We start from the raw sequence: 13,317 nt of genomic DNA on the forward strand, positions 1-13,317 counted from the left end.
TCTGAACCCAAAGCCCGCTTGCTTTTTATTTTATTCGTTATAAAAACCGAAATGTAATGACAAAACGTATTACTTTAACATCAATTATTTGTAGTTTTGTTAACGTAATAAAGAATAATTTTAAATCTATATCAATTGAATAGTAATAATAATATGAATCCGGATGGGTTTGTTTCAAAATATTTTTCGAGAGCTAATCTGCGATTTAATATTCATAATCTTAGTTATCTGCCGCGCTGGATTATTGTGATGATGGATGTTACCGTTTTGATTGTTGCTTTCTTTTTTACTTATCTGATTTTCAGGGGAACTGGTTTGGACTATATTATTACGCCAGATCATTTTCTTTTTATAAGTTCTTTTTTTGGAATTAATCTTTTCTTTTTTTGGATTTTTAGAACGTATTCGGGAATCATCAGGCACTCTTCCTATATAGATGCAGTAAAACTTTTGTTTTCACAAATGGCGGTTTTGGTATTATTTCTTTTTTTTAATTTTTCCTATGAATTGCTGGTTGGTGAGAAAGCCTTTTTGAATACTGCTATGTTTATAAATGTAGTGCTTTCTTTTTGTGGTTTGTTTTTGTATCGTGTAGTAGTGAAACAGACTTTTGAACTCTATTTTTCAGAAAAAGGAAATAACAAGCTTATTAGAACGATAATATATGGTACTGATGCAAATGCGATATCTGTAGCGAATGCATTAAAATTTGAAACTCCTTCCCGTTTCAAAATTGTGGGATTCGTTGACAAGAATAATCAAAATGCTTCTAAAAGAATGCTCGATTTGCCTATTTTAGTACAAAAGAAAAAGATGCCTACTTTAATGCGCTCTGTGGGTGCTGAGGGTATAATTATAGCAGACAAAAGTTTGACAAAAGAAGAGCAATCGATTATTGTAGACCAATGTTTAGAATACAATTTTAAGGTATATAATGTACCTTTGATATCCAACTGGGAAAACCAAAAAGAAATCTCTCAAAAAGTAAAGAACATTGAAATTGAGGATTTGTTAGAAAGACAGCCTATTGTATTAGACAATAAATCTATCACGAAGCAGCTTAAAGACAAGACTGTCCTTATTACTGGAGCTGCAGGATCGATAGGCAGTGAAATTGTACGTCAGGTATTGAGTTTTCATCCGAAAAAAATTATTATTTTGGACCAGGCAGAAACTCCTCTGCATCACTTATCCTTAGAAACTCAAGCTTTAATTTCAAATTCAAAAATCAGAACTGTAATTGGTGACATACGGAATCTAGAGGCTTTAGAGCATCTTTTCAGTGCCTATAGTCCACAAGTGGTTTTTCATGCCGCTGCTTACAAACACGTTCCACTGATGGAGGAAAATCCTTCTCAAGCCATTCTAACTAATATACAGGGGACTAAGAACCTAGCGGATTTATCTTGTAAGTACAATGTGAAAAAGTTTGTAATGGTGTCTACAGATAAAGCGGTTAATCCAAGTAATGTGATGGGAGCTAGTAAACGAATAGCCGAGAAATATGTTCAATCCCTTCATTTAAGAAGTCAAAAGGAAAGTCATTCCAATGCCACAAAATTTATCACTACCCGTTTTGGAAATGTCTTGGGTTCTAATGGATCAGTAGTTCCTTTATTTACTAAACAAATAGCAGAAGGAGGACCATTAACGATTACACATCCTGATATTATTCGGTACTTTATGACAATACCTGAGGCTTGTCAATTGGTATTGGAAGCTGGTGCTATGGGTAACGGTGGCGAAATCTATATTTTTGATATGGGAAAACCAGTTAAGATTATCGATTTAGCCCGAAAAATGATTAAGCTTGCCGGATTTATTCCTGAAAAAGATATTAAAATACAAATTGTAGGTTTGCGACCTGGAGAAAAGTTATATGAGGAACTACTGAATGATACTTCTAAGACCTTATCCACACATCATGAAAAAATCATGATTGCACAGGAAATTCAGGATGAGTTTGAAAATTTTCATATTGATATCGATGAATTAATTAGTATTGCTAATCAGTATCAAAATGATGCTGTTGTTGCGAAAATGAAAAAAATTGTACCTGAGTTTAAAAGTATGAACTCAACATTTGAGTTGTTGGATAAATAGCAGACTAGTACAGTTATTACTTGTGTAGAAGCCCATAGAACAGTTTTGTTTTATGGGTTTTTTTGTATTTAAGTAAGGGCTATAATTTAATATTAGATTTGAATAAAGCGCTTCCTCCTTTTTCGTATAATTTCACAGATTTATACAGATTAATTCGTAGTGGAGGGTTAAAAATCTTTTAAAACTTGTAAACTGTGGCAGAATTTTTTTTAATAATAGCCACAAGAAGTCTTTCTTGCTGCTTATGTAAAGGATATTAAAAAATAAAGTATAGAAGTATTCTTTGTTTTGAACTTACATTATACATAGGTTAGGTCTAGTTTTACAAGTAGCTGAATGGGTAAGTAAAAAAAAGCCCTTTAGAAATTCCAAAGGGCTTATAATTGATTGTAGATTTATTTTTTTGATTCTTCTACAGAAACTTTTCTAAATTCTTTTAAAAGTTTTTCCAAGTCTAACGTTGATTTTCTTGCTCTTGTTCCAGCAGCTTTGTTCCCTTTCTCGACGTGTAATTCAGATTCTGTTTTGAACGTTTCGATTTCGGTGTTAATTTTTGCTAATAAATCTTTCATGATACTAATGAATTAAATTAAAAGGCAAAAGTAAAAAGTTTGCTTATTAAACTGGGATAATTTGCTGTTAAAATTATTTTTTTTTATTCATATCTCTCCGTTATTAAACTTTTATTTTGTTGAAAGCAAAAGGACGTTGTGAAGAATGGGTCATTGTATAGCGTATAGGCTTTAAAGATGTTTTTTTTTATATATGATTATGTTGTTGTTTTGGTTCTGATAGATGAAGAAAAAAATGGCAAACGTTTTTTTTACGATTTCAATAGTGGACTGTTCTTGCAGAATTGATTTTTTAAGGATTAGCATCAAGTATGTAATCTGCAATTAGTATTTTTACTTTGGAACAACTTTCGTACTTACCTGATGGTTGTAACGGATTTAGATCTGTTTTCTTTTCTATCCTATTATTAAAATGCATTTTATTGTACATTTTAATAATTATATACTATGGCTTAATTCTATAGCAAATTGCTATATTTGTTTGATAATACCACCGTTGTAGAAAGAAAATTAGGGTCGGCTTGCGACATTTTTATTTCTACATAAGCATCCTGAAACAATGAATAATTCAAAAAATGGCGCTGCGCCTTGGTTGTTTGAAATAACGCCTAAAAATAAATTCTTTTCACTGAATCTTACTGAGGTATGGCAGTATAGGGACTTGTTGCTACTTTTTGTTAAAAGAGATATTGTAACGGTTTACAAACAAACCGTTTTAGGGCCGCTCTGGTATTTTATCCAACCGCTGTTTACGTCCATTATTTTTACGATTATTTTTAACACGGTTGCAGGAATAGCTACTGGTAGTGTTCCGCCATTTTTGTTTAATTTGGCCAGTATTACTGTTTGGAATTATTTTTCCTCCTGTTTGTTGGCTACTTCGGATACTTTTAAAGCCAATGCCGGGTTGTTTGGAAAAGTTTATTTTCCAAGAATTATCATGCCATTATCTATAGTGCTCTCCAACCTGATTAAGTTTGGATTGCAGCTGCTTATTTTTATAGCCTTTTATATTTATTTTATAGTATCGGGCGAGTCCTTATCGCCCAATTTTACGCTCCTTTTTTTTCCGGTTTTAGTAGTCTTGATGGGGTTGTTGGGATTGGGTCTTGGAATGATTATTTCTTCGATGGTCACTAAATACAGAGACTTGACGTATTTAGTGACTTTTGGGATACAGTTGCTGATGTATATTTCGGCAGTGAATTACCCATTGGCATTGATACAAGAAAAGATGCCTGATTATTCGTGGATTATTGACTATAATCCGATGGCGTATGTTATTGAAATATCCCGATATATGTTGTTGAACACCGGAAGTTTTTCGGTTTGTTCTTTTCTATATGTTGGTGTTGTAACGGTAGCCGTTTTTTTTATAGGATTGCTGATTTTTAACAAAACAGAAAAAACATTTATAGATACGGTTTAGTAAGGAAGTGAGAAAGTGAGAAGTGAGAAGTGAGAAGTGAGAAGTGAAGGGTGAGAAGGTGAGGAAGTGAAGGGTGAGAAGTGAAGAAGTTAGAAGTGAGAAGTGAAGGGTGAGGAAGTGAATGGATAGTTTATACGCACTGTTTGCGAAAAAATTCATTAAATATAAAAAGATATGGATCATAAAGATTTGGAGGTTTGGAAGAAAAGCATGGATTTGGTGGAGACTATTTATAAGTTGACTCAAACATTTCCAGATTCGGAAAAATTTGGTTTGACGAGTCAAATGCGAAGATCTGCAGTTTCAATTCCATCTAATATTGCTGAAGGGTCCGCAAGAAAAGGAGATAAGGAATTAATTCATTTCCTTCATATTGCCTTGGGCTCACTTTCAGAGTTAGACACACAATATACAATAGCTGTTAAAATAAATTATACTAGTAAAGAGGAAAATATTGAGAATCAAATTAATGATGTTAAAAAATTACTTTTAGGATTTAGAAATTATTTAGAAAGAAAGAGTGAAAAGTAAAAGAGTAAAAAGTCAGAAGAGAAGCATGAGTAGTAAAAAGTGAATAGAACTGGGTAACAAAATCCCGTTTTTCAATACTATCGTTTTACATCTCACTAAAAACTACTAACTAATATCATTTCAATGCTAACGAATTTCATCTCGCTAACACCTTTTCACTTCTTACGATTCACCACTCACCTATTATGAAAGACATTATTTTAAAAGCTGAAAATATCTCCAAACAATACCGTTTGGGGCAGGTAGGCACTGGTACCATCAGTCATGATTTGAACCGATGGTGGCATAAACTGAGAGGAAAAGAGGATCCCTATCTTAAAATAGGCGATACTAATGACCGCAGCACCAAAGGGGAGAGTGATTATGTTTGGGCTTTGCAAGATATCAACTTTGAAGTGGAGCGCGGAGAAGTCATTGGGATTATAGGGAAAAACGGAGCTGGAAAATCGACTTTGCTTAAAATTCTGTCCAAAGTGGCAGCACCTACCACTGGAAGTATTAAATCAAGAGGGAGGATTGCTTCTTTGCTTGAAGTGGGGACCGGTTTTCATCCCGAGTTGACGGGACGGGAAAATATTTTTTTGAACGGTGCCATTTTGGGAATGACCAAGAAAGAGATTGCTGCAAAACTGGACGAAATCATTGATTTTTCGGGATGCGAACGCTATATTGACACGCCGGTAAAACGATACAGTTCCGGAATGACGGTGCGATTGGCTTTTGCCGTCGCTGCTTTTTTAGAACCTGAAATTCTTATCATTGATGAGGTTTTGGCTGTGGGCGATGCTGAGTTTCAGAAGAAAGCTTTGGGTAAAATGCAGGATATTTCAAGACAAGGCGGCAGAACGGTGTTGTTTGTGAGTCATAATATGGCGGCGGTAAAGAGTTTGTGTACTAGGGGAATTGTGCTTGAGCATGGGAAAGTGGTGTTTGAGGGTGGAGTAGAGAAAGCTTTAGCATTTTATCAAAAAAGCAGTGAGGATATATCTAATTATTTTATTGAAAACAGTCAAAAAGAAATATATGTTAAAAGCGCTGAAATTCTTAGTGATTCTAATAATTTTAATAGTGAACAATCGATATCTTTCAAGTTTGAAGTAGGGAAAAATATAGTTTTCAAGAAAAATAAATATCTTTTGATAAGGGTAATGGATAATCTAGAACAAGCTTTGTTTAGTTGCGAGATTGAACTAAATTATAATAAAAATATATATACTTTAGATATTCCTAGCAAAGTATTGGTGAAAGGATTTTATAAATTGAACTGTATAATATATCATCCGGCAGTTGTTCAACACGATGTTATCAATGATTGTTGTAGCTTTGCCGTAACTGACAATGTAAAAGAATTTGCTCATTTAGAAACATTTGATATTGGAAAAGTCTATATTCCTCATAACTGGCAATAAATGAAAATTATAAAAAAAATAATAAATAAAATTAAATATTTTATTTATCCTCCAAAGCCAACATTTCTTTTTTTTACCAAAGATTTTTTTAAAGATAAGAAATTTAAAATCGGTGATTATACTTATGGTAAACCTACTATTCTTTTTGAAAATGAAGAGGCTAATCTAACTATTGGGAAGTTTTGTTCCATTGCTGATAATGTAATCATTTTTCTTGGTGGAAACCACCGTGTCGATTGGATTTCTACTTATCCATTTAATGTTTTGACAAAATACTTTCCTGAAGGGGAAGGCATTAAAGGGCATCCTGCTACTAAAGGGGATGTGATTATTGGTAATGATGTTTGGATTGGGAGAAATGTTACAATTATGTCTGGAGTTTCAATTGGAGATGGAGCCGTAATAGCTGCTGGTTCAGTTGTTAGTAAAAATATTGGGGATTATGAAATTTGGGGGGGTAATCCATCAAGAATTCTAAAAAAAAGGTTTGATAGGGAAACCATTATTAAACTTCAAAATCTTAAATGGTGGGAATGGGAAATAAATAAAATAAAGGATAATGTAGAAATTTTGTGCTCAAATAACATATAGAATTTTGCTGTAATTATGAAAAATGTATATAAAAAAGTAAAAAAAACGTATGATTTGGGAAATCGTTTACTTAATGATTCTTATCACATTGAAGGTGATGAAAAAAGTGTTTTAGAAATTAAAAAAACGCCATTAAGATCAGAGGTAATAAATTATGTTTTAAAGTATTTAAATAAGGAAACAAAATATTTAGAAATAGGAGTTCGTTATCCTGAAGAAAATTTTGATAAAATTATTTCTAAAAATAAATACAGTGTAGATCCGGGAACTGAGAATTTTAAAAACCCCGTTGATTTTAAGATTACAAGTGATGAATTCTTTAATCAATTGAGGAGCGGTAAAATATTGACTAGAGAGATTAAATTTGATGTTATTTTTATTGATGGTTTACATTTCGCAGAACAAGTTGAAAGAGATATTTATAATTCATTAGAATTTTTAAATGAAGATGGATTTATAGTATTACATGATTGCAATCCCCCTACAGCATTTCACGCAAGTGAAGAGTATCTTTATAGATTGTCTCCATCAGGAGGATACTGGAATGGAACTACTTGGAAGGCTTTTTATAAATTTAGACAGAAAAGCAGTTTTTTTTCTTGCTGTATAGATTCAGATTGGGGAATTGGAATTGTTTCAAAAAAATTGAATTTAGGGAATCCAACTAAAATAATAAACCCCTATTTTGAATTCAATATATTAGATCAAAATAGAAGAGAAAGTCTAAATTTAGTTTCATTTGATGAGTTTAAGGTTAAATTGTCCATTTTAAAAAAATTTTAATAAATTGCTTGCGATAGTCGTTCCTTATTACAAGTTTACTTTTTTTGAAGAAACTTTACAGTCTTTGGCCAGTCAAACGGACAAACGCTTTAAAGTGTACATTGGAGATGATGCCAGTATCGAGAATCCAAATGTTCTGTTAAAGAAGTTCCAACGAAAGTTTAATTTTGTTTATCATCGTTTTGAAGAAAATCTTGGTGGTACTTCATTGGTTAAACAATGGGAGCGTTGTATTGAATTATCAAACGATGAAGAATGGTTGATGATTTTGGGAGATGATGATGTGTTAGGGGAAAATGTAGTGGAGGCTTTTTATGCGAATTTGTTGGAAATTGAAAAGGAGAGAATCAATGTAGTGCGATTTGCTAGTCAGTTAATTGATGGGAGCGGAGTTGCTATTTCAGGACTTTGTATACATCCAAAACTTGAAAAATCTACTGATTTTATAATTAAGAAAATAAATAAACAAACCAGAAGTTCACTAAGTGAATATGTTTTTGAAAAAGAACATGCATTAAAAATAGGTTTTAAAAATTTCCCATTAGGTTGGTATGCTGATGACATGGCAATTTTAGATTACTCAAATTATAATTTAATTTATACAATTAACGAATCAAGATTATTAATACGTTATGATAGCTATAGTTTATCAGGAAACGATTGTAATAAAATAGAAAAAGATATTGCTAAATTCAGTTTTTTTTGGCTATTATATTCTCAAAAAATAGATAAATTTAATCCAAGCCAGGTTTCGCTCCTAAGAAGATATCTATTAGCTTCTTTTTTAAATAGAATTTTCATTAAACACTATTTGAAAATTTTATATTATTCAATAAATACAGGTTCATTTGGATTATTTGTAGAATTAAATTATGGATTACTCAATTATTTAAAACATGAATCTAAAATTAAGCAATAATTTGGTATCTATAATCATCCCAATTTACAATCGTGCGGACCTAATTGGAGAAACTCTCAACAGCATTATTACTCAAACTTATATGAATTGGGAATGTGTTGTAATTGACGACGGAAGTACGGATGATACTGCTGCCCTTATTGCTGATTACATAAAAAAAGATAGTCGATTTCAATACCATCAAAGACCAGTTGATAAAATCAAAGGTGCTAATTCCTGTAGAAATTATGGTTTTGAACTAAGTAAAGGCGAGTATATAAAATGGTTTGACAGTGATGATATTATGCATCCTGATTTTCTAGAGAAGCAGGTTAAGGTATTAATTGAAAACCCTAATTTAGATTTTTGCGCTAGTTTTTCTGAGATATTTGATTATAAAAGCGATAAAAGATGGCCTTCTAACCCTTCTAACCCTGAAAACAAAAATACTTTATATAATTACATTGCAGGTAAATTATTTTTTTTAACACCTTCTCCTTTATGGAGACGTGTATTTTTGAACAAAAAAGTTTTATTTGATGAAAATCTGCTTAATGCACATGAAGCAGATTTTAACTTTAAAAGACTGATAGAAGGAGTTGATTTTGAATATATAAAAGAGGTGCTTTTCTATGTTAGAAGAGGTCATCACAGTATTGATTTAATGTCAATAAGTGATCCTTTAAGTTTTAAGTCTATGTTTGATTACTATCAAAAAGTCTATTTATATCTTTGTGAATTTTCAATTTATTTATCAGATGAGCAACGACTTAAATTAAGGAAGCAAATTATTTATAGACAAAATTCAATTTTTTATTCTCTTAGATTTTTACAAAAAATGGGTAATTGCAATTTTATTTTTTTTACTTTAATTGATAATATAAAAAAATCTGAATTTTCATTATTAAGAAGAGTGATGTTGCTATTTGGAATTTGCTTTGTTTATCTTTTTAAAAAAGGGTACAATTTTATTTTAATAAATGAATTTAAAAATTGTTGATAAATGAAAATGTATTTTTATAAAGTTAAGAAAAAGATCATAAAAGAAATAGATGTTTTGATGTCTAGTTTTTTTGAAAAAAGTAAGTTTTATAATAGATATATTTTTTCAAAAATTTATGATAAAGACTTATTCAATTTAGGGGGTAATAATACAAATCCTATATCTAAATCTGGTCCAGGTTCGGACTTGTTACAAACAAAAGAGATTTTAATCAATCTCCCATTTTTAATTAAAAAATATAATATTAATAGTATTTTGGATATTCCTTGTGGAGATTTTTATTGGATGAACAATGTTGAGTTATTAGGAGCTAAGTATATTGGAGCTGATATTGTTAAAACGTTAATTAAAAAGAACAAGGACACTTTCACTTCAGATAAGGTAAGTTTCATTTCTTTAGATATTTTAACAGACGATTTGCCAAAAGTAGATTTAATTCTTTGTAGGGATTTATTTGTGCATTTAAAAAATGATCAAATTAAAATTGGACTTAAAAATATAAAAAAAAGCGGTTCAAAATACCTTTTAACAACTAGTTTTAAAGATAGATTTCCTAATGGAGAAAATCTATTAATTGGTGGTTGGAGGCCTTTAAATTTAGAGATTGAGCCTTTTAATTTGAAAAAATCAATAGATGAAATTTTTGAAAATTGTACGGAAGCGGAGGGGAAATTCACCGACAAATATTTATTATTGTTTGAGGTTAAAGACTTGAAGTTTGAATAAAAACATACTTTTATTTGGTCCAATCGGTGATTTTGGAGGAAGAGAACTTGAAAGTGGTTTTGTTGCCTCGATTTTGTCTACAAAGTATAATGTTGCTATTTGTAGCAGTGGAACAATCTCAAAAAAATCTCAGGCTTTTGCTTTTGATAAAAATTTAAAAGTATTTTCTGTAAAACAATTATTGTTTGATGAATATTGGGTTTTAAAATTGCTAGCTTATATTAGTTTTTTTAAGAATTTTTTCAAAGGAGAAATAAATAGCTATGTGAATAGTGCAATTGCAAAACGTTTTTTGAGCTATGATAAAAAAACACGAATTATTTTAGAGAATTTAATAACAGATTACGATGCTATTTTTGTAGTGGCACAACTTTCTTCTGGATTAGTTAGTGATGCAATTAAAATAGCAAAACGCAAAAACAAAAAAGTGCTTTTCAGAACGACTGGAACGATTACATTTTCAGATTTTGATTTTATTAATTCTGTAGATTATTTTATACATCATTCAATAAATAATTCGAGTAGGCTTGAAGAGAATAAGAATCATAATCATAATTACACAATTATAGATCAATGCGCTTATAACGAGATAGACTTGTTTGAAATTCCAACTTCAGACAAAAAGATTTTTAAATTTCTAATTTTGAGTAGGCTTTCTCCTGAAAAGGGAGTGCAAGAAATAATAGATTTTTTTTTAAGGGTTTGCTCCGAAAATGATATTCTGTTTATTGCAGGAAATGGTGTTTTAGAAAGAGACTTAAAAATTAAATTTAAAGACTTAAAAAATATTAAATTTTTAGGTTTTGTAAAAAGTTCTGACCTTTCAGCTTTATTTGAAATTATAGACTGCTTAATTATTCCTTCTCCGGAGGAGTCAGGTCCTTTGGTTGGAATTGAGGCTATGTGTGCAGGAAAAATAATAATTTCAACAAAGGTTGGAGCAATGCAAGAAAGAATGATAGGATCTTTAAATGACTATTGGTTTGATAATAATAATTTTGAGTCTTTTAGAAAAGTATTTTTTGATGTTAAGAAATTGAATGTAATGCAAATAAAAAAAACATCAGTAAGTTTAAAAGAAAAGTATAAAATGGAATATTCAATCCATGAGATATCTAAAAAATATTTAAATATCGTTGATAAAGTATTATATCCATGCGAGTAGGCTTCAATCCACATAAAGATAAACAACAAACAAAATCTGATTATTTTCATCAGGTTGTTGTTCCTGTTTATATACCTAATGAAGAAGGTTATTTTAAAGATAGTTTTGAAATATTCAAATTATGTCTTGATTCACTATTTAAAACTATTCATAAAAAAACATATATTACTATTGTAAATAATGGCAGTTGTGATGTAGTTATTGATTATCTAAACAAGTTATTTTTAGATGGGGAAATTCAAGAAATTATCAATACCAGTAATATTGGCAAATTAAATGCAATTTTAAAAGGAATTGTGGGGCATGATTTTTCTTTGGTTACGGTTACAGATGCTGATGTGTTATTTTTAAAGGATTGGCAAAAAGCAACTTATGCTGTTTTTGAGGCTTTTCCTAGAACAGGTGTTGTTTGTCCAACACCATCTTCAAGATCTTTACGAACTTATACGGCAAATATATATTGGGATTTGTTTTTTTCAAAAAGACTACATTTCTCTAGAGTTGAAAATCGAGATGCCTTAAAAATGTTTGCTAATAGTGTTGGGAATGCAGCGTTTTATAATGAGATTCAATTACAAAAGTATTTGACTGTTTCTCGTAATGAAACTAAAGCAGTTGCAGGAGCGGGACATTTTATAGCTACTTACAGAGGGGAAGTCTTCGATAATTTAGAAAGTAGATTCTCAAAATACAAATTGGGAGGCGATAGTGAGGGCAAATTTTTAGATCTACCAGTGGTAAAAAAAGGATTTTGGCGTTTGTCTACTGTTGATAATTATACGTACCACATGGGGAACAGTATTGAAGAGTGGATGTATGATGAAGTTTTAAAATTAGAAAAACAAGTGCATATTCTTGATTTTAAAATAGTGCCCTATCACCCTAATGGGAAGTGGGTTTATTATTTGAAAACGAAATTGTTTGGAAAATTTATTTTAAATAAAAAAATGATGCCGTATTTTTTAATCTGGAAAGGATTAAGCAAAGAAGAATCTAAAAACTATTTGAAATGATAACCATTATTTACCCTTATCGCAACAGAGAATTATCTAGAATTAAGCGGTCTTTAGATTCCTTAGTACATCAAGACAATCTAAATTTCAGAGTTTTATTTGTTGATTATGGTTCTTCTATTCCGTTTGCTGATGAGGTTAAGGACTTAGTTTTGAGTTATAGTTTTGCAACATATCAGTATATTTACACTCTTCATCAACCTTGGTCTAGGTCTAAAGCCATCAATATTGGTTTGAAATGGGTTCAAACACCGTATGTATTTGTCGCGGATACTGATGTTTTTTTTAGAAATGATTTTATTGCTATTCTAAACAATCTAGCCAATTCAGCTAGATGCTATTATTTTAAAGTTGGTTTTTTGAGTGAACCAGAAACTAGTGTGACAAAAAAGTTTTCTGAATATCAAATTTCATTTTCTAGTGAAATAGGTGCTCAAGGGCTTTCATTATTTCCAGTACAACCCGTTAAGGAAATTCTTGGATTTGATGAGTTTTTTCATTTCTGGGGAGCCGAAGATATCGATATTCATAACAGATTGACTAGAATTGGAATTGAAAGCCTCTTTTACAATAATCAAATTTTACTGTTACACCAATGGCATAAAAGCTATCGAAAAGGCGAAACGGATGTGTTGAGTAATGAGTTACAATTGAAAGGGGTTGTTCAGTTAAACCACCAACATTTAATTACTCACCAAAATATGGGCGTAACAATACCCAATTTTAAAATCTGGGGAGAAACCATTTCAGAAACTGATTTTAACGAATTAAATGATTTCGATAACCACATTGTTATAAATAATACAAAGGAAAGAGTAACTCATTTTTTATTTGTTGAATTACCACAATTTCAAAACGGAATTTTATCAGTTCGTTTTGTAGAAGATTCATTTCAAAATTCGATAAAGTATAAAATAAAAAAGACAGTAGGTAAAAAAGTGCCAAACTATCATAGTTTAAAAGAAGTAAATGACATGCTGTTGTTGCACATTATTTCTTTTTATCATCAATTGCCATACACTTTTAAAATTAGTGCTGATTTAAAAAGTATCTCTTTCAAAATAAAAAAGTAATCGTTCTAGAAAATACTATTT

General features: G+C 30.7%; 13 protein-coding genes. 12 read left to right on the plus strand and 1 reads right to left on the minus strand.

The features are described 5' to 3' along the window. The first annotated feature begins 135 nt into the window (after positions 1-135). Entirely contained in the window at positions 136-2,103 is a 1,968-nt protein-coding gene (locus DR871_RS15365; protein WP_394345638.1) for a polysaccharide biosynthesis protein, read from the plus strand. 395 nt (positions 2,104-2,498) lie between these two features. Here the strand turns inward: DR871_RS15365 and DR871_RS15370 are convergent, their stop codons facing one another. After that, the gene (locus DR871_RS15370) at positions 2,499-2,675 is read right to left on the minus strand and encodes a histone H1 (RefSeq protein WP_113667012.1); all 177 of its coding nucleotides are present in this window, start codon (positions 2,673-2,675) and stop codon (positions 2,499-2,501) included. Between the two features lie 559 nt (positions 2,676-3,234). Between DR871_RS15370 and DR871_RS15375 the strand changes: the two genes are divergently transcribed. From DR871_RS15375 to DR871_RS15425, 11 genes are all read left to right on the plus strand, one after another. Then, the gene (locus DR871_RS15375; RefSeq protein WP_113667013.1) at positions 3,235-4,104 is read left to right on the plus strand and encodes an ABC transporter permease; all 870 of its coding nucleotides are present in this window, start codon (positions 3,235-3,237) and stop codon (positions 4,102-4,104) included. A 174-nt stretch (positions 4,105-4,278) separates the two neighbouring features. Continuing rightward, entirely contained in the window at positions 4,279-4,635 is a 357-nt protein-coding gene (locus DR871_RS15380; RefSeq protein WP_113667014.1) for a four helix bundle protein, read from the plus strand. A 185-nt stretch (positions 4,636-4,820) separates the two neighbouring features. Further along, positions 4,821-6,044 (plus strand): ABC transporter ATP-binding protein, encoded by a 1,224-nt coding sequence (locus DR871_RS15385; protein ID WP_113667015.1) that lies wholly within the window; start codon positions 4,821-4,823, stop codon positions 6,042-6,044. Beyond that, positions 6,045-6,635, plus strand: coding sequence for a CatB-related O-acetyltransferase (locus DR871_RS15390; RefSeq protein ID WP_113667016.1), 591 nt, complete (start codon positions 6,045-6,047; stop codon positions 6,633-6,635). Between the two features lie 15 nt (positions 6,636-6,650). Then, the gene (locus DR871_RS15395) at positions 6,651-7,418 is read left to right on the plus strand and encodes a class I SAM-dependent methyltransferase (protein WP_113667017.1); all 768 of its coding nucleotides are present in this window, start codon (positions 6,651-6,653) and stop codon (positions 7,416-7,418) included. A 4-nt stretch (positions 7,419-7,422) separates the two neighbouring features. Continuing rightward, positions 7,423-8,337 (plus strand): glycosyltransferase family 2 protein, encoded by a 915-nt coding sequence (locus tag DR871_RS15400; protein ID WP_113667018.1) that lies wholly within the window; start codon positions 7,423-7,425, stop codon positions 8,335-8,337. After that, complete coding sequence (locus tag DR871_RS15405) at positions 8,315-9,316, plus strand: glycosyltransferase family 2 protein (RefSeq protein ID WP_113667019.1); 1,002 nt, start codon at positions 8,315-8,317, stop codon at positions 9,314-9,316. Before DR871_RS15400 ends, DR871_RS15405 begins: the two co-directional genes overlap by 23 nt. A gap of 3 nt (positions 9,317-9,319) precedes the next feature. Further along, the gene (locus DR871_RS15410) at positions 9,320-10,045 is read left to right on the plus strand and encodes a class I SAM-dependent methyltransferase (protein WP_113667020.1); all 726 of its coding nucleotides are present in this window, start codon (positions 9,320-9,322) and stop codon (positions 10,043-10,045) included. Beyond that, on the plus strand, positions 10,038-11,210 hold the full coding sequence (locus tag DR871_RS15415) for a glycosyltransferase (protein WP_113667021.1): 1,173 nt from the start codon (positions 10,038-10,040) through the stop codon (positions 11,208-11,210). Before DR871_RS15410 ends, DR871_RS15415 begins: the two co-directional genes overlap by 8 nt. Further along, positions 11,201-12,223 (plus strand): glycosyltransferase family A protein, encoded by a 1,023-nt coding sequence (locus tag DR871_RS15420; protein ID WP_113667022.1) that lies wholly within the window; start codon positions 11,201-11,203, stop codon positions 12,221-12,223. The genes DR871_RS15415 and DR871_RS15420 overlap by 10 nt, the downstream gene beginning before the upstream one ends. Beyond that, on the plus strand, positions 12,220-13,296 hold the full coding sequence (locus tag DR871_RS15425; protein ID WP_113667023.1) for a glycosyltransferase family 2 protein: 1,077 nt from the start codon (positions 12,220-12,222) through the stop codon (positions 13,294-13,296). The genes DR871_RS15420 and DR871_RS15425 overlap by 4 nt, the downstream gene beginning before the upstream one ends. Positions 13,297-13,317 lie beyond the last annotated feature (21 nt).

The organism is Flavobacterium petrolei (assembly GCF_003314435.2).
GTDB classification, from domain to species: domain Bacteria; phylum Bacteroidota; class Bacteroidia; order Flavobacteriales; family Flavobacteriaceae; genus Flavobacterium; species Flavobacterium petrolei.